The 26,729-nt window shown below is 72.0% G+C and carries 28 protein-coding genes; 17 read left to right on the plus strand and 11 right to left on the minus strand.

What is annotated here, in order from left to right; translation table 11 throughout:
* Positions 1 to 62: 62 nt before the first annotated feature.
* Both RV986_RS39705 and ypfJ read right to left on the minus strand, forming a co-directional pair.
* Entirely contained in the window at positions 63 to 476 is a 414-nt protein-coding gene (locus tag RV986_RS39705) for a VOC family protein (protein WP_475922014.1), read from the minus strand.
* A 122-nt stretch (positions 477 to 598) separates the two neighbouring features.
* Positions 599 to 1,489, minus strand: coding sequence for a KPN_02809 family neutral zinc metallopeptidase (gene ypfJ, locus RV986_RS39710; RefSeq protein WP_475922015.1), 891 nt, complete (start codon positions 1,487 to 1,489; stop codon positions 599 to 601).
* Between the two features lie 277 nt (positions 1,490 to 1,766).
* Between ypfJ and RV986_RS39715 the strand changes: the two genes are divergently transcribed.
* The 4 genes from RV986_RS39715 to RV986_RS39730 all read left to right on the plus strand — a co-directional run bounded on the left by RV986_RS39715 (position 1,767) and on the right by RV986_RS39730 (position 5,839).
* Positions 1,767 to 2,570 carry a PQQ-binding-like beta-propeller repeat protein gene (locus RV986_RS39715; protein ID WP_475922016.1) on the plus strand — a complete coding sequence of 268 codons (804 nt, stop codon included), beginning with the start codon at positions 1,767 to 1,769 and terminating at the stop codon, positions 2,568 to 2,570.
* A 91-nt stretch (positions 2,571 to 2,661) separates the two neighbouring features.
* Positions 2,662 to 4,260, plus strand: coding sequence for an ABC-F family ATP-binding cassette domain-containing protein (locus RV986_RS39720; RefSeq protein ID WP_475922017.1), 1,599 nt, complete (start codon positions 2,662 to 2,664; stop codon positions 4,258 to 4,260).
* A 406-nt stretch (positions 4,261 to 4,666) separates the two neighbouring features.
* Positions 4,667 to 4,888, plus strand: a complete 222-nt coding sequence (locus tag RV986_RS39725; RefSeq protein WP_006123601.1) for a helix-turn-helix domain-containing protein — start codon at positions 4,667 to 4,669, stop codon at positions 4,886 to 4,888.
* A 147-nt stretch (positions 4,889 to 5,035) separates the two neighbouring features.
* Positions 5,036 to 5,839 carry an enoyl-CoA hydratase/isomerase family protein gene (locus tag RV986_RS39730; protein ID WP_475922018.1) on the plus strand — a complete coding sequence of 268 codons (804 nt, stop codon included), beginning with the start codon at positions 5,036 to 5,038 and terminating at the stop codon, positions 5,837 to 5,839.
* A gap of 8 nt (positions 5,840 to 5,847) precedes the next feature.
* Here the strand turns inward: RV986_RS39730 and RV986_RS39735 are convergent, their stop codons facing one another.
* The gene (locus RV986_RS39735; RefSeq protein ID WP_475922019.1) at positions 5,848 to 6,579 is read right to left on the minus strand and encodes a nucleopolyhedrovirus P10 family protein; all 732 of its coding nucleotides are present in this window, start codon (positions 6,577 to 6,579) and stop codon (positions 5,848 to 5,850) included.
* An 87-nt stretch (positions 6,580 to 6,666) separates the two neighbouring features.
* Between RV986_RS39735 and RV986_RS39740 the strand changes: the two genes are divergently transcribed.
* From RV986_RS39740 to amaP, 5 genes are all read left to right on the plus strand, one after another.
* Complete coding sequence (locus RV986_RS39740; protein WP_475922020.1) at positions 6,667 to 7,155, plus strand: Asp23/Gls24 family envelope stress response protein; 489 nt, start codon at positions 6,667 to 6,669, stop codon at positions 7,153 to 7,155.
* A gap of 86 nt (positions 7,156 to 7,241) precedes the next feature.
* Positions 7,242 to 7,427, plus strand: a complete 186-nt coding sequence (locus RV986_RS39745) for a hypothetical protein (protein WP_054232254.1) — start codon at positions 7,242 to 7,244, stop codon at positions 7,425 to 7,427.
* Positions 7,424 to 7,807: an Asp23/Gls24 family envelope stress response protein gene (locus RV986_RS39750; RefSeq protein WP_475922021.1), complete on the plus strand. Its 384-nt coding sequence runs from the start codon at positions 7,424 to 7,426 to the stop codon at positions 7,805 to 7,807. The genes RV986_RS39745 and RV986_RS39750 overlap by 4 nt, the downstream gene beginning before the upstream one ends.
* Positions 7,804 to 8,511 carry a DUF6286 domain-containing protein gene (locus RV986_RS39755; protein WP_475922022.1) on the plus strand — a complete coding sequence of 236 codons (708 nt, stop codon included), beginning with the start codon at positions 7,804 to 7,806 and terminating at the stop codon, positions 8,509 to 8,511. The genes RV986_RS39750 and RV986_RS39755 overlap by 4 nt, the downstream gene beginning before the upstream one ends.
* On the plus strand, positions 8,508 to 9,095 hold the full coding sequence (gene amaP, locus RV986_RS39760; RefSeq protein ID WP_475922023.1) for an alkaline shock response membrane anchor protein AmaP: 588 nt from the start codon (positions 8,508 to 8,510) through the stop codon (positions 9,093 to 9,095). Before RV986_RS39755 ends, amaP begins: the two co-directional genes overlap by 4 nt.
* A 31-nt stretch (positions 9,096 to 9,126) precedes the next feature.
* Here the strand turns inward: amaP and RV986_RS39765 are convergent, their stop codons facing one another.
* From RV986_RS39765 to RV986_RS39785, 5 genes are all read right to left on the minus strand, one after another.
* Positions 9,127 to 9,882, minus strand: coding sequence for an SDR family oxidoreductase (locus RV986_RS39765; protein WP_475922024.1), 756 nt, complete (start codon positions 9,880 to 9,882; stop codon positions 9,127 to 9,129).
* Positions 9,883 to 9,896: 14 nt separating this feature from the next.
* A complete protein-coding gene (locus RV986_RS39770) occupies positions 9,897 to 11,702 on the minus strand; it encodes a glycoside hydrolase family 15 protein (RefSeq protein WP_475922025.1) in 1,806 nt (601 codons plus the stop codon).
* Between the two features lie 145 nt (positions 11,703 to 11,847).
* The gene (locus tag RV986_RS39775) at positions 11,848 to 12,639 is read right to left on the minus strand and encodes an SURF1 family cytochrome oxidase biogenesis protein (protein ID WP_475922026.1); all 792 of its coding nucleotides are present in this window, start codon (positions 12,637 to 12,639) and stop codon (positions 11,848 to 11,850) included.
* Between the two features lie 73 nt (positions 12,640 to 12,712).
* Positions 12,713 to 12,946 carry a hypothetical protein gene (locus RV986_RS39780; RefSeq protein ID WP_475922027.1) on the minus strand — a complete coding sequence of 78 codons (234 nt, stop codon included), beginning with the start codon at positions 12,944 to 12,946 and terminating at the stop codon, positions 12,713 to 12,715.
* Positions 12,947 to 13,136: 190 nt separating this feature from the next.
* Positions 13,137 to 14,165, minus strand: coding sequence for a DEDDh family exonuclease (locus tag RV986_RS39785; protein ID WP_475922028.1), 1,029 nt, complete (start codon positions 14,163 to 14,165; stop codon positions 13,137 to 13,139).
* 333 nt (positions 14,166 to 14,498) lie between these two features.
* Here RV986_RS39785 and RV986_RS39790 point away from each other — a divergent pair, with 333 nt between their 5' ends.
* The 8 genes from RV986_RS39790 to RV986_RS39825 all read left to right on the plus strand — a co-directional run bounded on the left by RV986_RS39790 (position 14,499) and on the right by RV986_RS39825 (position 22,328).
* Positions 14,499 to 15,296 carry an acetoacetate decarboxylase family protein gene (locus tag RV986_RS39790; protein WP_475922029.1) on the plus strand — a complete coding sequence of 266 codons (798 nt, stop codon included), beginning with the start codon at positions 14,499 to 14,501 and terminating at the stop codon, positions 15,294 to 15,296.
* Complete coding sequence (locus RV986_RS39795) at positions 15,296 to 16,180, plus strand: SDR family NAD(P)-dependent oxidoreductase (RefSeq protein WP_475922030.1); 885 nt, start codon at positions 15,296 to 15,298, stop codon at positions 16,178 to 16,180. The genes RV986_RS39790 and RV986_RS39795 overlap by 1 nt, the downstream gene beginning before the upstream one ends.
* 11 nt (positions 16,181 to 16,191) lie before the next feature.
* On the plus strand, positions 16,192 to 17,475 hold the full coding sequence (locus tag RV986_RS39800) for an amidohydrolase family protein (RefSeq protein ID WP_475922031.1): 1,284 nt from the start codon (positions 16,192 to 16,194) through the stop codon (positions 17,473 to 17,475).
* Entirely contained in the window at positions 17,472 to 18,746 is a 1,275-nt protein-coding gene (locus tag RV986_RS39805) for an amidohydrolase family protein (RefSeq protein WP_475922032.1), read from the plus strand. The genes RV986_RS39800 and RV986_RS39805 overlap by 4 nt, the downstream gene beginning before the upstream one ends.
* Before the next feature lie 50 nt (positions 18,747 to 18,796).
* Positions 18,797 to 19,531 carry a VIT1/CCC1 transporter family protein gene (locus RV986_RS39810; RefSeq protein WP_475922033.1) on the plus strand — a complete coding sequence of 245 codons (735 nt, stop codon included), beginning with the start codon at positions 18,797 to 18,799 and terminating at the stop codon, positions 19,529 to 19,531.
* A 161-nt stretch (positions 19,532 to 19,692) separates the two neighbouring features.
* Positions 19,693 to 20,565 carry a sterol desaturase family protein gene (locus tag RV986_RS39815; RefSeq protein WP_475922034.1) on the plus strand — a complete coding sequence of 291 codons (873 nt, stop codon included), beginning with the start codon at positions 19,693 to 19,695 and terminating at the stop codon, positions 20,563 to 20,565.
* Positions 20,566 to 20,986: 421 nt separating this feature from the next.
* On the plus strand, positions 20,987 to 21,238 hold the full coding sequence (locus tag RV986_RS39820) for a lysoplasmalogenase family protein (protein ID WP_475922035.1): 252 nt from the start codon (positions 20,987 to 20,989) through the stop codon (positions 21,236 to 21,238).
* A 40-nt stretch (positions 21,239 to 21,278) separates the two neighbouring features.
* Positions 21,279 to 22,328: a zinc-dependent alcohol dehydrogenase family protein gene (locus RV986_RS39825; protein ID WP_475922036.1), complete on the plus strand. Its 1,050-nt coding sequence runs from the start codon at positions 21,279 to 21,281 to the stop codon at positions 22,326 to 22,328.
* 46 nt (positions 22,329 to 22,374) lie between these two features.
* Here RV986_RS39825 and RV986_RS39830 read toward each other — a convergent pair whose 3' ends face one another.
* From RV986_RS39830 to RV986_RS39840, 3 genes are all read right to left on the minus strand, one after another.
* Positions 22,375 to 23,403: a CopD family protein gene (locus RV986_RS39830; RefSeq protein WP_475922037.1), complete on the minus strand. Its 1,029-nt coding sequence runs from the start codon at positions 23,401 to 23,403 to the stop codon at positions 22,375 to 22,377.
* Positions 23,404 to 23,593: 190 nt separating this feature from the next.
* Positions 23,594 to 24,997, minus strand: a complete 1,404-nt coding sequence (locus tag RV986_RS39835; protein ID WP_475922038.1) for a CoA transferase — start codon at positions 24,995 to 24,997, stop codon at positions 23,594 to 23,596.
* Positions 24,998 to 25,080: 83 nt separating this feature from the next.
* Positions 25,081 to 26,625: a S8 family peptidase gene (locus RV986_RS39840; RefSeq protein ID WP_475922039.1), complete on the minus strand. Its 1,545-nt coding sequence runs from the start codon at positions 26,623 to 26,625 to the stop codon at positions 25,081 to 25,083.
* Positions 26,626 to 26,729 lie beyond the last annotated feature (104 nt).

The raw sequence follows: 26,729 nt of genomic DNA on the forward strand, positions 1-26,729 counted from the left end.
GGGGTGACGCCGCATTCCCGCATTCCCGCGTGCCCGACGGACCGCGTCGGCCGGGGGCGGCGTCAGGCCCGTATCTCGGGGGCGTAGGTTCCGAAGCTCCAGATGTTGCCCTCGGTGTCCCGGGCCATGTAGTCCCGCGATCCGTAGTCCTGGTCGGTCGGGGGCATCAGGATCTCCGCGCCGTGGTCCACGGCACGCTGGTGGTGTGCGTCGACGTCGTCCACGACCACGTACACCCCCGTGGGGCCCGCGTCCTTCATCGCGCCGTCGAAGACGCCGCCGCGGCCCTTGGAGCCGAGCATCACCACGCCGTTGCCCTGCACCAGCTCGGCGTGCAGCACCGTGCCGTCCTCACCCTCGTACACCGAGGCCTCCGTGAAGCCGAAGGCCTCGGTGAGCTGCCTGATCGCCGCTTTCGCGTCCACGTACAGCAGCGTCGGGCAAATGCTCGGGCGCCCGCCGTCCATACCTGCCATGCCGATCACTCCCACCGGAACTCGTCCTGCCGGGCCGGAATGTCACCCGCTGCCCAGTCTTGCACCGGGCACTGACAACGCCGCCGGGCGACGGCCGCCCCGGGCCCACGCCGCGTCCGGGCTCAGCGGAAGGTGTTGCACTGCGCCATGTCGCCCGTGCGATAGCCCTGGTAGAGCCACTGCTGCCGCTGCGCGGACGAGCCGTGCGTCCAGGTCTCCGGGGTCACCCGGCCCTGGAACTCCTGCTGGATCCGGTCGTCGCCGACGGCCGCCGCCGCGTTCAGGCCGTCACGGATGTCGGCCGGCATCAGGCCGATGATCAGCGGCCTGCCCGTCGACGGGTCCTTCGTCGTCGTCGCGTGGTGCGCCCACACCCCGGCGTAGCAGTCGGCCTGCAGCTCCACCTTCACCGAGTTGCTGTTCGCCCCCGTGACGCCGCTCTGGGCCCTGCCCAGCGTTCCCATCAGGTCCTGCACATGGTGCCCGTACTCGTGCGCCACCACATAGGCCTGTGCGAACGGGCCGCCGGAGGCGTCGAACCTGCCCCGCAGATCGTCGAAGAAGCCCAGGTCCAGATAGACCTTGCGGTCGGCGGGGCAGTAGAAGGGCCCGACCGCCGAGGTCGCGGTGCCGCACGCGGTGGCCACCCGCCCGCTGAAGAAGACGGTCGGCGAGCGCGTGTACGTACCGCCGCGCCGCTCGAACTCCTGACTCCAGAAGTCCTGCACGCTGTTGACCACCGCCACGATGCGGCAGTCCGCCTTGCTGTTCGCGTCCCGTCCGGTCCGGCAGCTCTGCTGGAGCTGGGCGAGCGAGGAGGTGGTCGCCGCGGGGTGGTCGTTGCCGGAGGAGAGCCCGAGCTGGTCGGGCCCCACCCCGAGGAACAGCCCGAGGAGCAGGGCGATCAGGCCGACGAGGCCGCCGCCGACGGTCGCTTTGCCGCCGGGGATCCGACTGCCACGTACATCCTGCACCTCGGAGGTGTCCAGGTCCGCGTCGTCGTCGAACTGCATGGGCACACCACCCTCCGTGTATGTCCGCGTTCGCCCTCACCATGCTGGATACGTCCGCGTAGATGCGCATTCATTTGTACAAGTCGGCATACGTCTTCCTGAGTCGCACCGTGGCGCCATCCTCGTACGTCCGCCGGGCCCCGGCGCCGGGCGGAGGGCCGAACGGGCTACCCGATCCGGCCGCCCGCCGTGTCCCGGCGGGCGCTCCCGCCGCCCCCGCCTACGCTCTGCGCCTGATCCATGGGCGGTGGCGGCGAGTGGCGGCCGAGGGGGCGAGGTGAGCGCTGTGCCGATCGAGGCGGCGGAGGCCAGGGGGTCCGCTCCGGCCACCGCGGGCTCCCCGGCCCCCCGGCTCCTTCCTCCCGCCGCCCGCCGCGGTACGGCCCGTGCGCTCCTCCCCGTCGCCGTCGCCCTGCTGCTCACCGCGGCCCACGAAACCCGCCCCGCCCCCTACGGAGACCGACTCGTGCTCCACGCGCGCGTGGAGCACGAGCAGGGCGCCCCCCGCCAGCCCACGCTGCGGACCACGTGGACGACCGTGGAGGCGTACGACGAAGCGACCGGCCGCCCGCGTTGGAGCTATGCCCGCGAGGGCCGCCGTCCGCTGGCCGTGGTCCCCGCGCGCGGGCACGCGATCGCGCTCTGGGACGACGGACTGGTCACCGACACCGCGCGCGGCGACGGCAGCGCCGTGCGCTGGCACCGGGCCCTTCCCGGGGCCGCCCGCTGGCTCGCGGACCACCGGGCGGCCGGAGTGCTGCGGCCCCTGGGCGCCCAGGTACTCGCCGTGATCACCCCGCGGCGCGTCGCCGCCTACCGCATCGCCGACGGCGACCTGCGCTGGACCCTGCCCGCCCGGCACGGCTGCGCCTTCGCCCCCGAACGTGCGGTACGTCACGGTGCGGCGCTGCTGATCGCGCAGCCCTGCGCCCTCACCGACAGCTGGACCACGGAACTCGTCGCCGTGGACGACCTGGGCAGAATCACCCCGCACCGCAAGCCGCTGGCCAACGAGCGACGGGGCGAGCGTCACAGTGTCGAACACCCGCAGTCAGAAAAAGTGGTTGCACGGCCCCGTTAGACTTGGCCCATGGCCATTCTCCTCGCGCATTAGACGGCGGGAACGTCCTCAGCCGTCCACCCCGCCAACGACCCTGCCCTGGAGTCTGTCCGTGATCTCCGCCTCCGGTATCGAGCTGCGCGCCGGCGCCCGCATCCTCATCGAGTCCGCCACCTTCCGCATCACCAAGGGCGACCGCATCGGCCTGGTCGGCCGGAACGGCGCGGGCAAGACGACCCTGACCAAGGTCCTGGCCGGCGAGGGAATCCCCGCCTCCGGCAACGTCGCCCGCTCCGGCGAGGTCGGCTATCTGCCCCAGGACCCCCGCACCGGCGACCTCGACGTCCTCGCCAGCGACCGCATCCTCTCCGCGCGCGGCCTGGACGCCCTGCTGCGCAAGATGCGGGAGAACGAGCAGCGCATCGCCAACGGCTCGGGCGCCACCCGCGACAAGGCCATGCGGCAGTACGAGCGCCAGGAGACGGAGTTCCTCACCAAGGGCGGGTACTCCGCCGAGGCCGAGGCCGCCACCATCGCCGCCGCGCTCAACCTGCCCGACCGTGTGCTCGGCCAGCCCCTGCACACGCTCTCCGGCGGTCAGCGCCGCCGTGTCGAGCTGGCCCGCATCCTGTTCTCGGACGCCGACACGCTGCTGCTCGACGAGCCGACCAACCACCTCGACGCCGACTCGATCGTCTGGCTGCGCGACTACCTGAAGACCTACCGCGGCGGCTTCATCGTGATCTCCCACGACGTCGACCTCGTCGAGACGGTCGTCAACAAGGTCTTCTACCTGGACGCCAACCGCGCCCAGATCGACGTCTACAACATGGGCTGGAAGCTCTACCAGCAGCAGCGCGAGGCCGACGAGAAGCGCCGCAAGCGCGAGCGGCAGAACGCCGAGAAGAAGGCCGCCGCACTGAACTCGCAGGCGGACAAGATGCGCGCCAAGGCCACCAAGACGGTGGCCGCGCAGAACATGGCCAAGCGCGCCGACAAGCTGCTCGCCGGCCTTGAGGCGGTCCGCGTCTCCGACAAGGTCGCCAAGCTGCGCTTCCCGGAGCCCGCGCCCTGCGGCAAGACCCCGCTCATGGCCGAGGGCCTGTCGAAGTCGTACGGCTCGCTGGAGATCTTCACCGATGTCGACCTGGCCATCGACAAGGGCTCGCGCGTGGTCATCCTGGGTCTCAACGGCGCCGGCAAGACGACCCTGCTGAAGCTGCTCGGCGGCGCCGAGCAGCCCGACACCGGCGAGGTCATCGAGGGTCACGGCCTCAAGCTCGGCTACTACGCCCAGGAGCACGAGACCCTCGACCCCGAGCGCACGGTCCTGGAGAACATGCGCTCCGCCGCCCCCGACCTCGACCTGGTCGAGGTCCGCAAGACGCTCGGCTCGTTCCTGTTCTCCGGCGACGACGTCGACAAGCCGGCCGGCGTTCTCTCCGGTGGCGAGAAGACCCGGCTCGCGCTCGCGACCCTCGTGGTCTCCTCCGCCAACGTCCTCCTCCTCGACGAGCCGACGAACAACCTCGACCCGGCCAGCCGCGAGGAGATCCTCGGCGCCCTGCGCACCTACAAGGGCGCCGTGGTCCTCGTCACCCACGACGAGGGCGCCGTGGAGGCGCTGCAGCCCGAGCGGATCATCCTGCTGCCGGACGGCGTCGAGGACCTGTGGGGTGCCGACTACGCGGACCTGGTGGCCCTCGCCTGAGCCGACTGGGCCGATGGCGTTGCCGTCGCCCGTGCCGTTCCGCGCTTTCACGAGGTGTCCGCGCGGCTTGATCGAATGACTGATCCACTGTGTATGGATCATTCGGCCGATCCGTGATCCATCATCTGTGTGAGATCTCCTCGTACCGAGGTGTGTCCTACATCGATTTGCCGGCCGAGCCCTTTGTTCTCAAGGGCTCGGCCGTCTTGCGTCGCTGACCTGGCACTTCACGGGAGAACCCGTTCGGCCGTACGGACAAGTCAGTGCGGAGTCTGTGATTCCACTTGTGTGTACGGGCTCCTGTCGTCAAAACCTTGTCTCACGGACCTTGCCGAATGGGTGGCCATGAAGCCCTTGAGGGGTGATCATGAGAAGTCCAGAGCGCACTTCCCATGAGGAGGCACGGGTGGCCGAGACTCTGAAGAAGGGCAGCCGGGTGACCGGCGCCGCGCGCGACAAGCTCGCGGCAGACCTGAAGAAGAAGTACGACTCCGGTGCGAGCATCCGGGCGCTGGCCGAAGAAACCGGCCGCTCGTATGGCTTTGTGCACCGGATGCTCAGCGAGTCGGGCGTCACGCTGCGAGGGCGTGGCGGAGCGACGCGGGGCAAGAAGGCCGCCTCGGCCTGAGGCCGGGCGTCCCCATCGGCTTCGGTGGTGGCCACCCGGTCGGTCGGATGATCGACCGGGTGGTTACTGTGCAGTCACTTAGGTGTGTTACCTCATGCCCGCCATGAGGTACGTATCTGATCCGACCGCACCCATCGGAGGCAGCCCATGGCTTCGCTCGACAAGGATCTTGACCCCGTACTCGACAAGGACGGCGTACGGCTCACCGTCGACGACGCGATCGCCACGGTGACGCTGACCAATCCGGCCAAGCGCAACGCCCAAAGTCCCGCTCTGTGGCGGGCGTTGACGGAGGCCGGGCGGTCACTGCCGGGCACCGTCCGTGTGGTCGTGTTGCGCGCCGAGGGCCAGTCGTTCTCGGCCGGGCTCGACCGGCAGGCGTTCACGCCCGAGGGCTTCGACGGCGAGCCGTCGTTCATCGACCTCGCGCGCGGCACCGACGCGGAACTCGACGCGACCATCGCCGAGTACCAGGAGGCGTTCACCTGGTGGCGGCGCAGCGACGTCGTCTCCATCGCCGCCGTGCAGGGGCACGCCATCGGCGCGGGTTTCCAGCTGGCCCTCGCCTGTGACCTGCGTGTCGTCGCCGACGATGTGCAGTTCGCCATGCGGGAGACCAGCCTCGGGCTCGTGCCCGATCTCACGGGTACGCATTCGCTGGTGAGCCTCGTCGGGTACGCCCGTGCGCTGGAGATCTGCGCGACGGGACGTTTCGTGGCGGCCGAGGAGGCCGAGCGCACGGGGCTCGCCAATCTCGCCGTGCCCGCGGATCAGCTCGACGGTGCCGTGCGGGACCTTGCCGCCGCGGTGCTGGCCGCGCCCCGGGACGCGGTCGTCGAGACGAAGGCGTTGTTGCGGGGGGCACAGGAGCGGACGTACGAGGAGCAGCGGGTCGCCGAGCGGGCGGCTCAGGCCCGGCGGCTGCGGGACCTGGCCGGCATGGGGGACTGAGGGGCGCTCTACTCGACGGCCGTCACCAGTACCGTCACTGAGGGGGTGTCCGTCAGTGCGTCCGTGACCGCTGTTCGGACGGCTCTTGCCACGTCCACCGTTCGCTCCGTCGTCGTCACCGCCAGTTCGACGCGGATGTGGCGGCGGGGCAGGGCGGTCCCACCGCCGTGGACCTCGGTGATGCGGACCGGGTGGCCCAGCACGTCTGTCAGATGCAGTACGCCCCGGACGGACAGCGCGGCGGTCGCCGCCCGGGCCTCGTCGGCAGTGGTCGGTACGGCGGCCGGGCGTGGGCCGTCGGGTTGTACGGCGGTGAGGGGTTCCTGCGTGTCGCGCAGCTCCGCCACATGCAGGTCCACCTCCGTGACCGTCAGGCCGAGACGTTCCGTCGCCGTCTCTGCCAGGGGCAGACGGAGCCGGGCCGCCGTGGTGGGAAGCGGTTCGACCCCGGGCGCCGTCGGGTCCGTCGAGGCGGTGAACTCCGCGGTGATGCGCAGCGGCCCGGGCGGCAGTGCGCTGGGCGGCGGCGGGACGGCGGGGTCGTCCACCTCGTCGGGGTGCGCGAGGCCGATCCGGAGCGTGCCGAGGCGGATGCCGGGCACCCTGGCCGCCGCGCGCCGCAGGACCGTGTCCGCCGCCTCCTCGGTGATCCACGCGCCGTCGCGCGCATGCCCGAGCGGGAGGAGCCGTCCGAGCCCGAGCTGCTGTCGTACCGCCTGCGTCCACCGGTCCGCCGTCATTCCTCCAGCCTGCCGCATTGGTGGCGCGCCGACGCGCCACCCCACTTACTGTGGGCGGAGAAGGACGACCGAAAGGGGCGTGCGGCCATGACCGACATGACGGAGCGGAACCGGACGGAGAGCCCTGAGGGCGAGAAGGAAGCGCCCCAGTCCCGCAGGCCCGGAGTCACCAAACGCGGCGGCGGTGATCCCGCCACCCGGGGGCGGACCACGATCGCCGACGGAGTCGTGGAGAAGATCGCCGGACTCGCCGCCCGTGACGTCCTCGGTGTGCATGCGATGGGGAGTGGGCTGAGCCGTACCTTCGGGGCCGTGCGCGACCGGGTCCCGGGCGGCTCGAAGTCCGTCAGCAGAGGCGTCAAGGCCGAGGTCGGGGAGCTGCAGACCGCCCTCGACCTGGAGATCGTCGTCGAGTACGGGGTGTCGATCGCGGACGTCGCCCGTGCCGTCCGCGAGAACGTGATCGCGGCCGTGGAGCGCATGACGGGGCTTGAGGTCGTCGAGGTCAACATCGCGGTGAGTGATGTGAAGCTTCCCGAGGAAGAAGATGAGGAGCCGGAGACGCGGCTCCAGTGACCGACCCGGGCATCGAACGGCCCACGACATCCCGGCCACCGGACCGCCGACGACATCCCGGCCGTCGAACCGCTGAGGAGCGCAACATGAGCTTGGCCGTGATCGGCATGATCGCCGGAATGGCGCTGGGCTTCGCCGGGTACTTCGGGGGTTTCGGGGCCTTCCTGCTCGTCGCCGCCCTGGGTGCCGTCGGATTCGTCGTCGGACGTTTCCTCGAAGGGGACCTGGATCTCGGTGACTTCTTCCGTCCCCGTGACGACCGTCGGCGGTGACATCCGTGACCGGCCCGCCCGGTGAGTCCCGACGGCCCGTGACGGCCGTCGCCGCGGCCGAGCGCGGCGCGACGCGGATCGCCGACCGGGTCGTGGCGAAGATCGCCGCGCAGGCGGCCCGCGAGGCCCTGGAGGCACTGCCCCCGGACGCCGCGTCCCCGCACGCCACCGTCGTCGTCCACCACGAAAGTGCCCGCGTCCGCGTCCACCTCGAACTCGGCTATCCCTCCGACATCGGCGGCCGCTGCAACGCGGTGCGTTGTCATGTCGCCGAGCGGGTACACGCGTTGGCGGGGATGGAAGTGCCGGAGGTGACGGTTCAGGTGGAGCGGCTGCACCTGGTGCCGGCGGCCGGCGTGGCACAGGGGAGGACGCGATGAGCGAGCCCCAGGGCTCGGAGAACACCACCCGACGTATGCCCGTTCTGGAGAAGGCGGCCCGGGGCGGGCCGTCCGAGAGCGCGCCGGCCGAGGGAGAACCCGGCGGGTCCGCACCCGCGGCCGACTACGGCCCACCGCCCACCGCGGCTGCCGACGACGACGGACAGGGGCGGTTCTGGTCGGCGCGCCGGGTCCCCGCGGGGATCCTCGCGCTGCTGATCCTGGTCGCCGCGGGCGTCTTCCTGTACGACATCGCGGCCGTACGCGCCCACCGGCCCGCCCTGCACTGGCGCAGGTCCCTGGCCCGACAGCTCGCCGAACGGCCCCTGGACGACACCTGGGTGCTGGTCGGCGGCGGCGTCGCCGCGGCGCTCGGGCTCTGGCTGATCGTCCTCGCCGTGACCCCGGGGGTGCGCGATGTCCTGCCGATGCGACGCACCCACCCCGACGTACGGGCCGGACTGCACCGGGGTGCCGCCGCGACGGCGCTGCGCGACCGGGCCATGGAGGTCTCCGGGGTGCGGTCGGTCCGGGTGCGGATGAGGCGCAGGAAGGTCGACGTGCGGGTGGTCTCGCACTTCCGCGAGCTCGACGACGTACGTGCCGACGTGGACGCCACGCTCACCGACGGCATCCGGGGGCTCGGGCTCGCCCGGCCGCCCGCCCTGTCGGTGCATGTGGTGCGCCCCGGCCGGAAGGGGTGAGGACGGTGCTCGGGATCGTCAACCGTGTTCTGCTGGGAATCGTCGGACTCGCGCTGCTCGTTCTCGGCGGCTCCGTGCTCGCCGTGGGACTGGGGGCGCGGCCACCGTCCTGGTGGATCCACCACGGGCGGCACGACGTGTTGCTGAGCGCCGCCGAGCGGACCCGGTGGCGGGAGCAGGGCTGGTGGTGGCCGACCGTCATCGCCGTTCTCGCGGTCCTCGTCCTGCTCGCCCTGTGGTGGCTGGCGGCCGTGCTGCGGCGCCGCCGGCTCACGGAGGTGCTCGTCGACACCGGCGACGGCGAGGGGGCGCTGCTGCGCGGGCGGGCCCTGGAAGGCGTACTGGCCGACGAGGCGGGACGGTTGGACGGCGTCGAACGGGCCCAGGTCCAGCTGACCGGGCGGCGCGATGCTCCGGGCACACGGGTGCAGCTGCTGCTGGAACCGCATGTGGACCCCGGCTACGCGCTGCACCTGCTGACGACGGAGGCGCTCGCGCACGCCCGGGACTCGGCGGGCCTCGCCGCGTTCCCCGCGGAGGTGCGCCTCCGCGGGGTCAAGCACCGGGCCGAGAGGGTCGGTTGAGCGCCGTACGAGGCCGCTGGGCCCGGTCGGCCTAGTACCCTCCCCGCACGCCGCCGTCCACCGGCAGCATGATGCCGGTCAGATACGACGCGGCCGGTGAGAGCAGGAACGCGGCCGCGCGGCCGAACTCCTCCGGGGTGCCGTAGCGGCGCAGCGGGATGCGGGACTCGTTGGCCGCGCGGGCGGCCGCCGGATCGGCGGAGAGGTCGTCGAGCTCCCGCGCGCGGTCCGTGTCGATGCGGGCCGGGAGCAGGCCCAGGACACGGATGCCGCGCGGGCCCAGTTCGTCCGCGAGGGACTTGGCGAAGCCCGCGAGGCCGGGGCGCAGACCGTTGGAGATGGTCAGGCCCGGGATCGGCTCGTGCACCGAGCCGGAGAGCACGAAGCCGATGACGCCGCCCTCGCCGAGCTCCGCGGCGGCCGCGCGGGCCAGCCGCACCGCGCCCAGGAAGACGGACTCGAACGCCGCCGTCCACTGCTCGTCCGTGTTGTCCGCGACGAAGCCGGGCGGCGGGCCGCCGACGCTGATCAGAATGCCGTCGAAGGCGCCGAAGTGCTCTCGGGCCGTCGCGATCAGCCGGTCGGGGGTCCCCGGGTCGGCGTTGTCGGCGGCCACCCCGACCGCGTTCGGGCCGAGCGCGGACGCCGCGCCGGCGGCGCTCTTCTCGTCGCGCCCCGTGAGGACCACCTTCGCGCCGTCGGCGGTGAGCTCGCGGGCGGTGGCGTTGCCCAGACCACGGGTGGCTCCCGTGACGACGTACACACGGTCCTTCAGTCCAAGATCCATGGCCCCATCCTCCCCTATCCGGTCCGCTCGACTCCTCCCGGCTGCTCGTCCACGAACAGGTTGAAGGCCGTCCCCACCAGACCGAGGTGGCTGAACGCCTGGGGGAAGTTCCCGAGCTGGCGGCGCCCGACGGGGTCGTACTCCTCGGACAGCAGCCCCACGTCGTTGGCGAGCCCGAGCAGTCGTTCGAACAGCGCCCGGGCCTCCTTCGTACGGCCCGTCATGTGCAGCGCGTCCGCGAGCCAGAACGAGCAGACGAGGAAGGTGCCCTCGCCGCCCGGGAGCCCGTCGACACCGGTGCCCTCGGCGCTGTAGCGGCGCAGCAGGAAGCCGTCGCGTTCGAGCTCCGCGCGCACGGCGTCGATGGTGCCGACGACCCTCGGATCGTCCGGCGGCAGGAAACCGACGCGGGGGATCAGCAGCAGCGAGGCGTCGAGTTCGCGCGAACCGTAGGACTGCGTGAAGGTGTTCCGCTCGGTGTCGAAGCCCTGTTCGCACACCTCCGCGTGCACCTCGTCGCGCATCGTGCGCCAGCCGTCCAGGTCGCCGACGAGCCCCGGAGCGGTCTCCATGGCGCGTACGGCACGGTCGGCGGCCACCCACGCCATCACCTTGGAGTACACGAAGTGCCGGCGTGGGCCGCGCACCTCCCAGATCCCCTCGTCCGGCTGCCGCCAGGCCGTCCGCAGGAAGTCCATCAGGGCACACTGCAGCCGCCACATGTGCGGCTTGGACGACAGGCCCGAACGCACGGCCAGCTGGAGCGAGTCGATGACCTCGCCGTACACGTCCAGTTGGAGCTGCTTGACGGCCTCGTTGCCGATCCGCACCGGGTAGGAGCCGGCGAAGCCGGGCAGCCACGGCAGCTCGAACTCCGGCAGCCGGCGCTCACCGGAGAGGCCGTACATGATCTGGAGGTCCGCCGGGTCGCCCGCGACCGCGCGCAGCAGCCAGTTGCGCCAGGCCTCGGCCTCTTCGTGGTACCCGGCCGACAGGAGCGCGCCCAGGGTGAGGGTCGAGTCGCGCAGCCAGCAGTAGCGGTAGTCCCAGTTGCGGACGCCGCCGAGTTCCTCCGGGAGCGAGGTGGTGGGGGCGGCCACGATGCCGCCGGTCGGCGCGTAGGTGAGCGCCTTGAGCGTGATCAGGGAGCGCACGACGGCGTTCCGGTGCGGGCCGTCGTAACGGCAGCGCGCCGCCCACGCCTGCCAGTCCTCGACGCTGGAGCGCAGCGCCTCGAACGGGTCGACCAGTGGGGGGCGTGACTCGTGCGAGGGGTGCCAGGTCAGGACGAAGGCGACCCGCTCGCCCGGTCCCACGGTGAACTCCGAGTGCGTGCAGAAGTCCTTGCCCCAGGTGCGTACCTCGGGCTCGCTGCGCAGCCACACGGAGTCGGGGCCCGCGATCGCCACCCGGTGGCCGTTGGTCCGGCGCATCCACGGCACGACCGAGCCGTAGTCGAAGCGCAGCTTCAGTGCGCTGTGCATCGTCACCCGGCCGCTGAGGCCTTCGATGACGCGGATGAGATCGGGGGCGTGCTCGCGCTGCGGCATGAAGTCGGTCACGCGGACGGTGCCCTCGGCCGTCTCCCATTCGGAGTCGAGCACCAGTGAGTCCGGCCGGTAGGCGCGTCGGGTGCAGGGGCCCGCCCCCTTGGGCGCGATCTGCCAGTGGCCGTTGTCCTCGTCGCCCAGGAGTCTGGCGAAGCAGGACGCGGAGTCGAACCGGGGCAGACAGAGCCAGTCGACGGAGCCGTCCCGGCCCACCAGCGCGGCGGTCTGTTCGTCCCCGATGAGCGCGTAGTCCTCGATGCGTGGGTGCACGTGGGGCGAGTTCCCGGCGGGGGCCGGGGCCAATCGGGCCGGGGGCCGACCGGGTGATGCTTCGTGAGGTGGGAATGCGGCGGAGCCGCTCACCGGCCGGCCCGGACGGCGGCTGTACGGCGGCTGTACGGCGGCTGTACGGCGGCTATACGACGGCCGGGGCCGCTTCCGGCGCGGTCGGGGCGGCGGCGGCCTCCGCCCGGTCGCGGCGCTCTCGGCGGACCAGGATCACCCAGCCCACCGGTACGCCCGCGGAGAAGAGCCACCACTGGATCGCGTACGCCATGTGCGGACCGATGTCGTTGTGCTCGGGATCGGGGATCAGCTCGGGGGAGTCACCCTTGGGCGCGGGCGCGGTCTGCTCGATGTACCCGCCGAGGACCTGCTTGCCGAGGCTCTTCGCCTGCTGCTCGCTGTTGATCAGCATGACCTGGCGGTCGGGCAGGCCCTGGATGTTCTTGATGCCGCTGTCGCCGGTCGTCTCGTCCGGCATCAGCCGCCCGGTGACGGTGATCTCGCCCCTGGCGGGCGCAGGGATCTTCGGGAACGTGGTCTGCGAGCCGTCCGAGTCGATCCAGCCCCGGTTGACGATCAGCACCCGGCCGTCGTCCAGGTCGAACGGGGTCAGGACGTGGTAGCCGACCTCGCCGTCGGCGTTGGTGCGGCGCCGGACGACGACCTCGTGCGCGGTGTCGAAGGTGCCCTTCGCGGTGACCCGGCGGTACAGGTCGGCGTGCTTGATGTGCCGCCCCGGCGCGGTGAGCGACTCGGCGGGCACCGGTGTGGCCGTCAGTGACTGGGAGATCACCTTGTTCAGCGCGACCTTGTGCTCATGACGGTGCAGCTGCCAGAAGCCCAGCTTGATCATCGTGGGGATGAGCACGAGGGCCACGAGGGTGAGAATCACCCACTGCCGGGACAACAGGAAGCGGTACACCCCACGACCGTACAACTCGGTCGTGGGGCGAATTCAGGGGGGTGCATGTCGGCCCGGACGTCGGCGGGTGCTCTCAGACCCTGTCGATGATCCCCACCTTCCCCTCGGCGCGGGCGCAGTGCGCGCCGCAGAACCAGTGGCCCTCGACCTCGACCCCTTGGCCGATGATCTGCACCCGGCAGTGCTCGCAGATGGGGGCCATCCGGTGGATCGCGCAGGAGAAACAGTCGAAGACGTGCACCGCGCCCTGCGCGTGCACCTCGAAGGTCATGCCGTAGTCGTTGCCGCACACTTCGCATCTGGCCATGCGCCACAGGGTGGGACGCCGACGCGGCGCGGGCGAGCGGGCGCCGGGCGAGTCGCCCGGCAATCACCCGTACGTCCGTCAGCGCGCCCGTGCGTCCGTCACCGTGTCGGTGCGTCCGTCACTGTGTCGGTGCGTCCGTCGGAGCGCCGGTGAGTTCGTCAGCGTGCCGGTGCGTCCGTGGGTGGCCCCGTCACTTCTCCGTGGCCGGCTCCACGTCACGCAGCAGCTGGCCGAACGCCGCCTCGTCGATCACCGGTGTCCCGAACTGCTTGGCCTTGACCACCTTGGACGTACTGGAGTCCGGATCGTTGGTGACGAGCAGGCTGGTCAGCCGGGACAGGCTCGTCGCGACGTGCAGCCCGGCCTCGACGGCGCGGTCCTCCAGCAGCTCGCGGTCGACGGAGGTGTCTCCGGAGAACGCGACCCTCATGCCCTGCTTGAGCGGTTTGCCCGTTTCGTAACGCCCTGGATTGGGATAGGGGCATGCGGGGCGTTTGCGGGAGGGGCGCCAACTCCCGGACGGGTAACCACCGGACGGGTAACCGCCGGCCGCGTGACCCCCGGCCGAGTAGCCGCCGGACTGCTGTCCGATGCGCGGCGTCGCGGGGCTCTCCGACCACTCCTTGAGCGGCCGGCACTCAAGCAGCGGCAGCCGGATCCCGTCGCGCGCGGCGGCCCGCAGGCTCGGCCGGAACGCCTCCGCCAGCACCCGCGCGTCGTCCAGCGCGTGGTGCGCCCGCCGCTGTACGACGCCGAAGTGCGCGGCCAGCGACTCCAGCTTGTGGTTGGGCAGTGGCAGGCCCAGCTCCTTGGCCAGCGCGATGGTGCACAGCCGCTGGCGCACCGGCGCCTCACGCTCCGCGCGCGCGTACTCCCGCGCGATCATCGACCAGTCGAAGACCGCGTTGTGCGCGACGAGTACGCGGTCGGCGAGCCGGTCGGCGAATTCCTCGGCGATGTCCTGGAAGAGCGGGGCGCCTTCGAGCACGTCCGTCGTCAGACCGTGGATCCAGACCGGGCCCGGGTCCCGCTCCGGGTTGACCATCGTGTACCAGTGGTCCTCGACCTCGCCGCGCGCGTCCAGCCGGTAGACGGCGGCCGAGATTATCCGGTCGTCCCGGGCGAGCCCGGTGGTCTCCACGTCGACGACCGCGTACCCCTGCGGATACGCGGCCGGCCAAGGGGCTGGGGACGCTGCGGTCGTCAGGTCTTCGAGCATGGTCACTGAGGATACGGGCCGCGACTGACAGTCAGACCGCCGCCCGGCCCGATCCGGCGCCCCTGAGGGCCCGGGACATGGCCACGCGCGCGTGGACCCCGTAATCGGGCACGGCGGCCCGAAGTTGACGCGGCCGGCCCGCGGCTGCCCGCCGCACCACCCCGACGACGTCGTCCGTACAGGTCGTCCGTACGCGCGGTGCTACTGAGGCCCGGGCGGACGGTTGGTTCGGCCCGGGGCAAGCCCGGAGCGCACGGCTATGGACCTTTCGCGCGCGCGGTGCAAGCGTGCTGCGCGCCCCAGCAGGTAGCGCCTACGAAGGGCGGTACGGACATGGCACGAGTGAGGTACGGCGCACGGACCGAGGCGGAGATCGCCGCCGCGCGCACCGCGAGCGCCAGGCTCCCCGACATCTGGTCCACGGGTGTGGTGGCCCTCTGGGAGAGCGATCCGGACGCGGTCGCGGCGGTCCTGCCGCCCCCGCTCAAACCCACCGGGCGCCCCCTGGTGCGAGTGAACATCAGCAAGGTCGAGCTGCCCGGATACCCGCTCGGCGCGGGCTCGTTCGCCGTGGCCGCGGCGCACGACGGTGTCGAGGGCTGGTATCCGCTCGTCATGCCGATGACCCACGAACGGGCCCTCATCGGCGGCCGCGAGGTCTTCGGGGAGCCCAAGAAACTCGGCGAGGTGACGGTCGAGCGCGACGGTCTCGTCGTACGCGCCGTGCTCGCCCGGCACGGCATCGCGTTCGTCGAGGTGCGCGGTGCGGTGAGCGGCGACCTGCCGCTGCCCGAACCCGTCCAGAAGACCGACTTCTACTTCAAGTTCCTGCCCTCGGTGGACGGTTCGGGCTTCGACACCGACCCGGTGCTCGTGCACTGCCTGCGCAACGAGAAGGTCCGCAGGCTGGAACGCGTCACCGGGGACGTCGTGCTGCGCGAGTCGATGTACGACCCGGTCGCCGACCTCCCCGTGCGTGAGCTCCTTGAGATCACCATCGGCGAGAAGACCACCGACCAGCGCGGCAAGGTCGTCGAGCGGGTCGACGGGCAGGCGTTGCTCCCGTACATCCACCAGCGCTACGACGATCCCCGGCAGATCCTGGACGGCCCGCCGGAGGGGAGTGCCTGATGGACCTCCGAGCGGGGCAGGTCGCCGTCGTCACCGGCGCGGCGAGCGGCATCGGGCTCGCCATGGCCCGGCGGTTCGCGGCCGACGGTCTGAAGGTGGTCCTCGCGGACGTCGAGGAGGGCGCCCTGGAGAAGGCGGCTTCCGGGTTGCGGGAGGACGGCGCCGAGGTGCACGCGCGCGTGGTGGACGTCGGGGAGCGGGAACAGCTCGAAGCGCTGGCCGCCGAGACGTACGAGAAGTACGGCGCCGTGCACGTCCTGTGCAACAACGCCGGGGTGGGCTCCGGCGCCGAGGGCCGGATGTGGGAGCACGATGCGAACGACTGGAAGTGGGCCTTCGCCGTCAACGTCTGGGGCGTCTTCCACGGCATTCAGGCGTTCGTGCCGCGGATGATCGCCGGGGGAGAGCCGGGCCACGTGGTCAACACCTCGTCCGGCGACGGCGGGATCGCCCCGCTGCCGACCGCCTCCGTGTACGCCGTCACCAAGGCGGCCGTGGTGACGATGACCGAGTCCCTCTACGCGCATCTGAAGGCGGAGCACGCGCGCGTGGGGGCGTCCGTGCTCTTCCCCGGGCCCCACATGCTCCGTACCGGCCTGTGGGAGTCGCACCGCAACCGGCCCTCCCGGTACGCGAAACAGCGCCCCAGGAAGACCCCGTACCGCAGCCTCGACCAGTGGGAGGCCGCGATGAGGGAAGCGGGACAGGAGGTGCGGTTCACGCCGGTGGAGGAGGTCGCCGACCTGGTGGCGGACGGCATCGGGGAGGGCCGTTTCTGGCTGCTGCCCGCGAGCGAGCACAGCGACCGGCAGATCCGGGCCAGGTCGCAGTCGATGCTCGACCGGGCCGACCCGTCGTACCTAGAGCACTTCATTCTGGACTGAGGAGGCGGACGATGACCGACCGGGACCCCTACCTGATCATCTCCTCCGACTGCCACGCCGGGCTCCCGACCGAGGAGTACCGGCCCTATCTGGACGCCCGTTTCCACCGGGACTTCGACGAGTTCCTCGCGGGCCAGGGCCGGCGCCGCGCGGAGATGACCCGCCTCGGCATCCGCAACGACGCGTTCGCGGACAAGTGGTTCCAGGACAACGAGGAGGGCCTGCGCGGCGGTTGGGACACCGCGCAGCGCCTCAAGGAGCTGGACGGCGACGGTGTGGCCGGGGAGGTGGTCTTCCCGGACGCCGATGCCGTGGACAGCCGCACGGCCGCCCCCTTCGGCGTGGGCCTCGGCCTCTCCGGCGACCATGACCCGCAGCTCGGCATGGCGGGCGCGCAGGCCCACAACCGCTGGCTGGCGGAGTTCGTCGGGGAGAACCCCGAACGGCACTGCGGGGTCGCCCTGTTGCCGATCACGGCGTCCCCCGACGTGGTCGTCGCGGAGGTGTACCGCGCCAAGGAGTCGGGACTCGGCGCCCTGATGATCCCCGCCATGTGGGTCGACAAGGAGCCCTACCACGACCGCCGTTACGACCCGGTGTGGGCGGCGGCGGCCGAGTGCGGGATGCCCGTGGTCACCCACTCCGGCGCCGCGCCGCGCCACGAGTACGGCGACCACTTGGGGATCTTCGTCTCCGAAGTCACCTGGTGGCCCGCTCGGCCCCTGTGGTTCCTGCTCTGGTCGGGCGTCCTCGAACGCCACCCGGGGCTGAAGTTCGGTGTCGCGGAGTCGGGTTGCTGGTGGCTGCCGAACCTCCTCTGGTTCATGGACCGCCTCTATCTGGGCGCGCACGGCGGCAAGAAGCTGTCGCCCTTCGAGGGGCTGAAGCGGCCCCCGCACGAGTACCTCGACCGGCAGCTCTTCATCTGCGCGACGAACACCAAGCGCCGCGAACTCGCCCAGCGCTACGAGATCGGTGTCGACAACATCCTCTGGGGCAGCGATTTCCCGCACCCCGAAGGCACCTGGCCCGACACGCGCGCGTGGCTGTCGAAGACCTTCCACGACATCCCCGTGGCGGAGACCCGCCGCATGCTCGGTCTCGCGGCCGCGGACGTCTTCGGCTTCGACGTCGAGACGCTGACCCCGCTCGCCCGGCGGATCGGCCCGACCCCGGCCGATCTCGGCCAGAGCGACGGCCAGGCGGCCGTGGAGGCGTCCTGGGCGCGCTCGCGGGAGGTGGGCCGCCACTGGCTGACCGACCACGACTTCCCGGTCCTGGGGACGACGCCGTGACCGCCCCCAGGACCGGCCCCGTCACCGATCCCGTCACCGATCCCGTCACCGACCGGTACACCGTGATCTCGGCGGACTGCCATGCCGGAGCGGACCTCCTGGACTACCGGCCCTACCTGGCGAAGGAACACCACGAGGCGTTCGACGCGTGGGCGGCCGGCTACGTCAATCCGTACGAGGACCTGCTCGCCGACACCGCCGACAAGAACTGGAACTCCGAGCGGCGCCTGGCGGAGCTGGAGGAGGACGGCATCGTCGCGGAGGTGGTGTTCCCCAACACCATCCCGCCCTTCTTCCCGTCGGCCTCCCTGATGGCGCCCGCGCCGACGGCCGCGGAGTTCGAACGCCGCTGGGCGGGCCTGCGCGCCCACAACCGCTGGCTCGCGGACTTCTGCGCGGCCGCGCCGGGCCGCCGGGCGGGCGTCTTCCAGATCCTCCTGAACGACGTGGAGGAGGCGGTGAAGGAGATCGGCTGGGCTTCCCGGGCGGGCCTCAAGGGCGGCCTGCTGCTCCCCGGCACACCGCCGGGCTCGGGACTGCCCGAGCTGTACTCGTCGACGTACGACCCGATCTGGGCGGTCTGCGAGGAACTGGGCGTCCCCGTGAACCACCACGCGGGTTCGGCGTCCCCGCCGCTGGGCGAGGAACCGGCGGCCCGCGCGGTCTTCATGGTCGAGACGACCTGGTTCTCCCACCGCGCGCTCTGGCACCTCATCTTCGGCGGCGCCTTCCGCCGCCACCCCGGCCTGAAGCTGGTGCTGACCGAGCAGGGCTCGGGCTGGATCCCCGGGGTGCTCGACATGCTGGACTACTACCACGGGCGGCTGTCGGCGGCGGCGACGAAGAGGTCGACGGCGGAGTCGAAGTTCGGCGCGGGACTCGCCGCGGCGATGGGCAAGGGCCCTTCGGACGTCTGGCGGGACAACTGCTTCGTCGGCGCGAGCTTCATGCGCCCGCACGAGGTGCCGCTGCGCCACCGGATCGGGATCGACAAGATCATGTGGGGCAGCGACTACCCGCACGACGAGGGCACCCACCCCTACTCCCGCGAGGGCCTGCGGTTCGCGTACGCGGGCCTGCCCCGGGCGGAGATCGCGGCGATGGTCGGCGGCAACGCCGCGCGGGTGTACGGCTTCGACCTGGACCTGCTCGACCCGATCGCGGCGAAGGCGGGACCTACCGTGCGGGAGCTGGCCGAGCCCCTGGAGAAGCCGCCCGCCGACGCGACCAGCCCGGTGTTCGCGAGGGGAGCCTCCGTCCGGGTCTGGTGACGGATGGGGCGGTACGCCGCTGTGGGTGCCCCGGGTGCGATCCTCCCTCTGTGACGGAACCCACGCACGACCAGGCCCACGAAGAGGCCCACGAAGAGGCCCACGGCGAGAGCCTCGGTTCGCGGCTGAACTGGCTGCGGGCCGCGGTCCTGGGCGCCAACGACGGCATCGTCTCCACCGCGGGCCTCGTCGTCGGCGTGGCCGGCGCCACGGACGACCGCTCCGCGCTGCTGACGGCGGGACTGGCCGGGCTGCTCGCCGGGTCCATGTCGATGGCGGCGGGGGAGTACGTGTCCGTCTCCACCCAGCGGGACTCGGAACTCGCCGCCCTGGCCGTGGAGAAGAGGGAACTCAAGGAGCAGCCCGAGGCCGAGTTGGAGGAGCTGACGGAGCTGCTCCAGGATCGCGGGCTGTCCCGGGAGGTGGCCCGCGAGGCGGCGCTGCAGCTCACGGAACGGGACGCCCTGAAGGCGCACGCGCGCGTGGAGCTCGGCATCGACCCCGACGACCTCACCAACCCCTGGCACGCGGCCTGGGCGAGCTTCCTGTCCTTCACGGTGGGCGCCCTGCTGCCCCTGCTGGCGATCGTGCTGCCCCCGCCGGACTGGCGGGTGGGAGTCACCGTGGTGTCCGTGTCGGCCGCGCTCGTCCTCACCGGCTGGAGCAGCGCGCGGCTGGGCTCGGCGGACCCGGGACGCGCGGTGCTGCGGAACGTGGTCGGGGGTGCGCTGGCGATGGGGGTCACCTACGCGGCGGGGGCGCTGCTGGGGGCGGCGGGGGTGTGACGGCCGGCGGCCCGGATCCGCAGGGACCCTTGCCGGGGTCCTTGCCCGGGTCATGGGCGGGGCCCTTGGCGGAGATCACCAAGAAGCAAGCGCGTACCCCCGGTAATACTTGTGGGTAACAACGTCTAGCCGCAGCCGACCGGCGGTTCTACGGTGCACCCATGCCGAACCTGCCCGATGTCGTGCTGTGGTCGATACCCGCCTTTGTGCTGCTCACCGTGATCGAGATGGTGAGCGTCAGGTTCCATCCGGACGAGGACGGAGCGGGGTACGAGGCGAAGGACGCCGCGACGAGCGTCGGCATGGGGCTCGGGAGTCTCGTCTTCGACTTCCTCTGGAAGATCCCGATCGTCGCGCTCTACACGGCGGTCTACGAGCTGACGCCGCTCCGGGTGCCCGTCCTGTGGTGGACCGTCCCGCTGATGCTGCTCGGGCAGGACTTCTTCTACTACTGGTCGCACCGCGGGCATCACGTCATCCGCATCCTGTGGGCCTGTCATGTCGTCCACCACTCCAGCCGGAAGTTCAACCTCACCACCGCGCTGCGCCAGCCCTGGACGACCTGGACGGTCTGGCCCTTCTACCTGCCGCTGATCGCGCTCGGCGTGCACCCTGCCGCGCTGGCGTTCTGCTCGTCCGCCAACCTCGTGTACCAGTTCTGGATCCACACCGAACGCATCGACAAGATGCCCCGCTGGTTCGAGTTCGTCCTCAACACGCCCTCGCACCACCGGGTCCACCACGCCTCCCAGGGCGGCTATCTGGACCGCAACTTCGGCGGGATCCTCATCGTCTGGGACCGGCTCTTCGGATCGTTCGTCGCGGAGACCGAGCGGCCCGTCTACGGGCTCACCAAGAACATCGACACCTACAACCCGCTGCGCGTCGCCACCCACGAGTACGCCGCCATCGCCAGGGACCTGAGGGCGGCGGCCGGTTGGCGCGAGCGCGTCGGTCGGGTCCTGCGCGGGCCCGGCTGGCAGCCGGCGCCGGCCGCCGCCGCGCCCAAGCCGGTCACGGAGCCCGTCGCGTGAGCCCACGGCACGCGCGCGTGCTGCTCGTTGTGTTCGGCCTCGCGGTGGTCGTGGACCTCGTCTCCCTCGCCGCCGGGTTCGCCCCGGGGCACCTCGTCGCCAAGCCGCTCCTGATGCCGCTGCTCGCCGCCCTTCGGATCCCCGTCGCGAGCTACCGAACGCTTGCCCAGGGGTCCACCCTTCGGGGTGGAGGTGCAGGGCATCCTGTCCGGAGGGGCTCAGCGTCTGGGCTGGCATCGCCTTGTCCGACAGCGGAGCTTTCGGACCTACCGCCGGACGGGCGGGAAGTCAGGCCTGCGGAGGCCTTGTAAGACCGACCTTCACCGGTCGGCAAGGGCCCGTGAAACAGGAACCCGTGGTGGTGCCGCGTAGCGGTACGGACCGGAATCTCCTGCTCTCGGGCAGGGGAGGGCGTCAAAGCGTGCTGCTGACCGCGATGGTGGGCCCGAAGCATCCAGCTCGGGCCCGTCGCGGGCGGGGCGCTCTTCCCGCGTCCGACACCCTCATCGCCGCCGGTGTCGCCCACTGGCCGCAGCTTCCGAGGCCGGACTTCTGGATCATGATGACGTATGCCGCCGCCCAGTTCTTGCTGGTCAGCGGAGTGCTGGGCACCCTCGGCGCGCAATCCGCGGCGAGGGCGGCGTACGGTTGGATGCGCTCAACCACCCCCTGAGCGCATCCAACAAGCACCTCGGCCGAGAAGGATCCTCGTCATGCGCGCCACCACCATCCACGCCCCGTTCGACATGCGCGTGGAGGACGTGCCCGAGCCCGTGGTGCAGCTGCCCACCGACGCGGTGGTCCGGGTGCTGCGCTCCTGCATCTGCGGCAGCGACCTGTGGGCGTACCGCGGTGAGGCGGCGCGGCAGCCGGGGCAGCGGATCGGGCACGAGTTCCTCGGCGTCGTCGAGGAGACCGGCTCCGACGTGACCGGAGTGCGCCGCGGTGACCTGGTCGTCGCGCCCTTCATGTGGTCGGACGGCGTCTGCGACCACTGCCGTGAGGGTCTCACCACCTCGTGCGAGCACGGCGGCTTCTGGGGCGCGGTCGGGTACGACGGCGGACAGGGCGAGGCCGTCCGGGTTCCCTTCGCCGACGGCACCCTCGTACAGCTGCCCAAGGAGGCGGCCTCCGACGACCACCTGCTGTCCGCCCTGCTGACCCTCTCCGACGTCATGGGCACCGGCCACCACGCGGCCCTCGGCGCGGGGGCCCGCAAGGGCGCCACCGTCGCCGTCGTCGGGGACGGGGCCGTCGGACTGTGCGCCGTGCTGGCCGCCAAGCGGCTCGGCGCCGAGCGGATCATCGCGCTCGGACGCCACCAGGCACGTACGGACATCGCGCGTGCCTTCGGTGCCACGGACGTCGTCGCCGAGCGCGGCGAGGCGGCCGTCGAGGCCGTGCGCGCGCTGACCCGGGGACAGGGCGCGCACGCCGTCGTGGAGGCGGTGGGCACCGAACAGTCCATGCGGACGGCCGTGAACATCACCCGCGACGGCGGCGCCATCGGCTTCGTCGGAGTGCCGCACGGCAGCGGGACGGGGCTGGACCTGGGGGTGATGTTCGACCGGAACATCGCGCTGCGCGGCGGTGTGGCGCCCGTACGGGCGTACATCCCGGAACTGCTGCCCGACATCCTGGACGGCACCATCGACCCGTCGCCCGTCTTCGACATGACCGTCGGCCTGGAGGGCGTGCCCGACGGCTACAAGGCGATGGACGAGCGCACCGCCCTCAAGGTGCTCGTCAGCAACGGCTCCTGAACGTCCGGGGGATCATCCGCTCCTGACCGTCCGAGAGATCAGCTGCTCATGACCATCTGATGGGCAGCGGGAGCGCCGTCAGCAGTCCCGACACCGTCACGACCAGGCCCAGTGCCACCACCTCCGCGCGCGCGGGCACGCAGGCGCTGAGCGGGTCGGTGGCCCGGCGCAGCCGCAGCCGCGCGAGCAGGGCCAGTACGGCGACGGTGGCCACCAGTACCAGCTTGGCGAGCAGGGCGCGCCCGTACGACGTCGCCGTCAGCTGGTCCAGGACGGTGCCCGGCGGCATCCGGCGCAGCGCGCTCCACACGCCCGTCGCGGTGAGCGTCGCGAACAGGACGGCCGCCACGCGCGCGTAGCGGCCCAGAAGCGCCGCACCGGACGCGGCGGCCGCCTCCGAAGAGGTGCGCCAGGCGCGCAGCATCCGCAGGACGTGCAGCAGGCCGCCCGTCCACAGGGCCGCACAGGTCACGTGGACGAGCGTCAGAGCGGAGCCGACGAGCGGGCCGTGTTCCGGCGCGGGGTGGGCGCGCAGCGCCTCGGCGACGGCCACCGCGGCCAGTGGCCACACCTGGGCGGCCGGTCGGCGGGAGAGGGCACACAGCCCGGCGGCCAGGAACGCGTTGACCTCCAGGAGCGCGAGCTTGCCGTCCCGGGTCCGGTAGAGCCCGCCGACGTCCATGTCGGAGAGGTGGTGCGGCAGCAGATTGCCGGTGGCCACCACCGAGGCGAGTCCCAGCGCGGCGACGAACCCGGCCGCCGCGGCGTACGGTGCCCAGCTGCGGGGCGCGTGCTCCAGGGGCGCGCCGGGCACCCGGCGGGCCAGCCGGGCCGCGAACAGTTCGCCCGCCGGGACGCACAGCGCGGCGAACAGGACCGCGCGCAGCAGGGCGATCCCGCCGACTCCGGGAGCCGCCGCCTCGCCGGTGCCGTGCAGCGCGGGGCGCGGGCCGAGCAACGGGATCAGGGCGGCCACGGCCACCAGGGCGAGTACGGCGACGGCCCGGCCGGCGGCGGGGCGCCGCGCCGGACCGCTCGCGTCGGCCGCCTCGGCTGTCGGTCGTATCAAGGCCACCCCAAGATCTTCACCAGTCGGCACAGAACCGGGCAAGTGCGGGGAAACAAGCGGTGGTTCGGCATTCCGCTCATAGGTACGTTTCCGGTCGGGCCGCCGCTCACGCCCGCCGGGCCGAGTCCGTCTTTCACCGGCCCGAGTCCGTCCCTCACCGGCCCGCGTCGGTTGCTCACCGATCGGAGTCGGTTCCTCACCGGTCCGCGTCGGTCTCCCACCGGGCCGCGTCGGTCCCCCAACGTTCCGGCGGCCGTGCCCAGTCGGCCGGTCCGCCGGCGAAGGAGACGGGCGACCGGGCATACCTGAGCCGGCCCAGCGCGCTGTCGGCCCCGGCGAGCCAGGAGGCCGGTTCGTACGAGGCGCCGGCGGGCGACTCGTCCTGCCGCGTGAGCCCGCTCACGAGCCACTCGGCCGTCTGCGCCAGCGCCAGCCGTACGAGCCGCGTACCGCCCTCCCGGGTGCGCTCGGTGAGCGCCCGCAGCACCGCGGCGGCCAGCAGGTATCCCGTGCCGTGGTCGAGGGCCTGCGCGGGCAGCGCGCCCGGCCGCTGTGCGGGCCCCTCGATCTCCGCGATCCCGGTGGCGACCTGCACCAGGCTGTCGAAGCCCCGCCGCCCGGCCCACGGCCCGTACCCGCCCCACGCCGACAACTGCGCCACCACCAGCCCGGGTCGGCGCCCGGCCAGTGCTTCCGGCGTGAGCGCGAAGCGGTCCAGGGCGCCGGGCCGGTATCCGGTGACCACGACGTCGGCCCCGGCGAGCAGTTCCTCGAAGGTACGGCGGTCCGCGCGCACGCTCAGGTCGAGCGTCGTGGAGCGCTTCCCGAAGCCCGTGTCGGCGTGTGCGTCGGGGTCCTCGGGCAGCCGTGGCGAGTCCACGCGCAGGACGTCGGCGCCCAGCAGGGCGAGGGTGCGGGTGGCCACCGGGCCCGCGATGACCCGGGTGAGGTCCAGCACGCGTACGCCCGCGGCGGGCAGCAGGGGATCCCCGGTGAGCGGCGCGAGCGCTCCCGCGGGCGCGTCGTCGGCCCGCTCCGAGGTCAGCAGCGGCCTGCCTGCCCCCGCCGCCCCCTGTCCGTGCTCCGCCCACTCCTTGGCCGTACGCAGGGCGACGGCGAGGCCCCCGGCCGCGTACACGGTGTCCTCCACCTCCGCGGCGGACCGCTCGGCGAGCAGGGCCGCGACCGTCTCCACGGACACGTCCTCGCCCAGCCCCAACGCGCCCAGCAGCCGCGCCCGGTGGTGCGGATAGTTGGCGTGCGTCCGTACCCAGCCGTCGGCGGTCCGCCAGAACCGGGACAGCGGAGCGAAGCTGACGGGCGCCCGACCGTCGATCAGCAGATGCCGCTCACTCACGAACGCCGTCGCCACGGCCCCGTCGTCGACCCGCACCTCGGGAACGGCCCCTCCGGAGCGGACGGCGGCCAGCTCGGCGCCCGCGAGCGCGCACGCACCCACGCACGCCCGCGCCAGCTCCCGTACGGGCAGCCGGGCGTCGAGCGTTCCCGCCCGTACCACCGACGACACCCGGGACAGCAGCGCGGCGTCGCCGCCCAGCGCCGCCCACACGAACTCCGTACCGGCATCCGATCGCGTCATACAGGCACTATGCCGGGTGTACGGAATCAACATGGCGCGCGGGGCCGAGGGGGCGCCCCCCCCGGCCCCGCACGCTCATGGGGTCACTTCGTGACCGCGTCCAGCGCGTCCACGGTGCCCCGGCCGTAGAACCCGTTGTGGTTCTTCGTGCCCTCGCACACCGCGTCGACCTTGCCGTCGCCGTTGATGTCGTACGGGTCGGTGCACGGCGTGGCGTCGGCCTCCGCGTACAGCAGTGCCTTCACCAGGGCGGCGGAGGCGTGCGGGTGGGTCGACTTGATGAGGGCGGCGACGCCGGCGGCATGCGGGGACGCCATCGACGTACCGGCCATGTAGCCCCAGGTGCCGCCGGGCAGCGGGCCGAGGATCAGGCCGCTGGTGGCGGGCGGGGCCGGGGTCTGGTAGCGCGTCGAGTCGCCGCCGGGCGCGGCGACGTCGATGACGCCCAGGCCGTGGTTGGAGAAGGACGACTTGATGCCCTTGGCGCCCGTCGCGGCCACCGTGACCACACCCGGCAACTGGGTGGGGATGTCGTAGCACTTGGAGGGGTCGATCACCCGGTCCGAGGGGGTGCCGTCGTTCGGGGAGACCGGGTCGGTGATCGAGTCGGCGGCCAGGTCGTAGTTCTCGTTGCCCGCCGCGGCGACGTTGACCGTGCCCTTGTGCTCCGCGTACCGCGTGGCGCGGGTGATCGCGTCGACCAGGGCCTTCTGGTCCGGGTCGTCCTTGCAGTTGAAGTACCAGGGGTCGGTGTAATAGCTGTTGTTGGTCACGTCGACGTGGTGCTCGGCCGCCCACACGAAACCGCAGACCACGGCCTCGGTGTAGAAGTAGCCGGCCGTCGTGGCCGTCTTGATGCCCGCGACCTTCACGCCGGGCGCGACTCCGGTGATGCCGACGCCGTTCTGGGCGCCCGCGATCTCACCCGCCACATGCGTGCCGTGCGGGCTCTCCGCGGCGGTCGGCCGCCAGGCCCCGTCGGTCGTGTCCGGCTTGCCCGTCACACAGTTGACCGAGGCGGCGCGGTCGAAGTTCGGCGCGATGTCCGGGTGTGTGTCGTCGACACCGGTGTCGATCACGGCGACGGTGACCTTGCTGCTGCCGAGGGTCTTCTCGTGCGCCTTGTCCGCCTTGATGGCGGGCAGGTCCCACTGCAGCGGCTCCAACGGGTCCTGCCCGGCGGCGGCTTCGGCGCTCGCGGCCTTCTCCTGCGCCGCGGTGAGCACCTGGGGCGCGCCCATGTCGGTGGTCGACTGCGCGGGCAGCGGCGCGTTGCGCGTGTTGCCGGCCGACTGCACACCGCGTACGTGACGGATCGTCTTGGCGAAGTCGGCGTTCGAGGAGTGGACGACGATCACGCCGATCTGGTCGTACGACGTCACGATCGTGCCGCCGGCCTTGGCGACGGCCTTCTTCACGGAGGCGGAAGTGCCGTGCCCGGGGCGGACGTTGACCACATAGCTGAGGGCGGTCGCGTCCGCCGTCGTCGCCGTGGCGGTCTGCGCGGCGGCACTGTCGGTGTCGGCCGCCGCCGCGCTGATGTTCGGCAGGAAGGCGAGGGCCGTCGCCGTGACCATCCCCAGCGGGACGGCTATGGCGCGACGGGAGCGCTTGTGAGGCGCGGTCATGGAGTCTCCAGTTCATTCGCGGTACGAGCGTGCGAGCCGTGCGAGAACTCGCGGTAGGAACCGTGCGGAAGTTCAGCGGTACGGGCCCGTGCGAGAACTCGCGG

Source organism: Streptomyces sp. RLA012 (genome assembly GCF_056270325.1).

What these genes read in the sequence shown, in the direction of transcription:
- RV986_RS39790 (WP_475922029.1), top strand. Translation starts at nt 14,499, where the DNA reads ATGGCACGAGTGAGGTACGGCGCACGGACCGAGGCGGAGATCGCCGCC.
- RV986_RS39835 (WP_475922038.1), bottom strand. Translation starts at nt 24,997, where the DNA reads ATGACGCGATCGGATGCCGGTACGGAGTTCGTGTGGGCGGCGCTGGGC.
- RV986_RS39705 (WP_475922014.1), bottom strand. Translation starts at nt 476, where the DNA reads ATGGCAGGTATGGACGGCGGGCGCCCGAGCATTTGCCCGACGCTGCTG.
- RV986_RS39740 (WP_475922020.1), top strand. Translation starts at nt 6,667, where the DNA reads ATGACCGACATGACGGAGCGGAACCGGACGGAGAGCCCTGAGGGCGAG.
- ypfJ (WP_475922015.1), bottom strand. Translation starts at nt 1,489, where the DNA reads ATGCAGTTCGACGACGACGCGGACCTGGACACCTCCGAGGTGCAGGAT.
- RV986_RS39745 (WP_054232254.1), top strand. Translation starts at nt 7,242, where the DNA reads ATGAGCTTGGCCGTGATCGGCATGATCGCCGGAATGGCGCTGGGCTTC.
- RV986_RS39785 (WP_475922028.1), bottom strand. Translation starts at nt 14,165, where the DNA reads ATGCTCGAAGACCTGACGACCGCAGCGTCCCCAGCCCCTTGGCCGGCC.
- RV986_RS39840 (WP_475922039.1), bottom strand. Translation starts at nt 26,625, where the DNA reads ATGACCGCGCCTCACAAGCGCTCCCGTCGCGCCATAGCCGTCCCGCTG.
- RV986_RS39755 (WP_475922022.1), top strand. Translation starts at nt 7,804, where the DNA reads ATGAGCGAGCCCCAGGGCTCGGAGAACACCACCCGACGTATGCCCGTT.
- RV986_RS39800 (WP_475922031.1), top strand. Translation starts at nt 16,192, where the DNA reads ATGACCGACCGGGACCCCTACCTGATCATCTCCTCCGACTGCCACGCC.
- RV986_RS39765 (WP_475922024.1), bottom strand. Translation starts at nt 9,882, where the DNA reads ATGGATCTTGGACTGAAGGACCGTGTGTACGTCGTCACGGGAGCCACC.
- RV986_RS39825 (WP_475922036.1), top strand. Translation starts at nt 21,279, where the DNA reads ATGCGCGCCACCACCATCCACGCCCCGTTCGACATGCGCGTGGAGGAC.
- RV986_RS39735 (WP_475922019.1), bottom strand. Translation starts at nt 6,579, where the DNA reads ATGACGGCGGACCGGTGGACGCAGGCGGTACGACAGCAGCTCGGGCTC.
- RV986_RS39730 (WP_475922018.1), top strand. Translation starts at nt 5,036, where the DNA reads ATGGCTTCGCTCGACAAGGATCTTGACCCCGTACTCGACAAGGACGGC.
- RV986_RS39815 (WP_475922034.1), top strand. Translation starts at nt 19,693, where the DNA reads ATGCCGAACCTGCCCGATGTCGTGCTGTGGTCGATACCCGCCTTTGTG.
- RV986_RS39795 (WP_475922030.1), top strand. Translation starts at nt 15,296, where the DNA reads ATGGACCTCCGAGCGGGGCAGGTCGCCGTCGTCACCGGCGCGGCGAGC.
- RV986_RS39780 (WP_475922027.1), bottom strand. Translation starts at nt 12,946, where the DNA reads ATGGCCAGATGCGAAGTGTGCGGCAACGACTACGGCATGACCTTCGAG.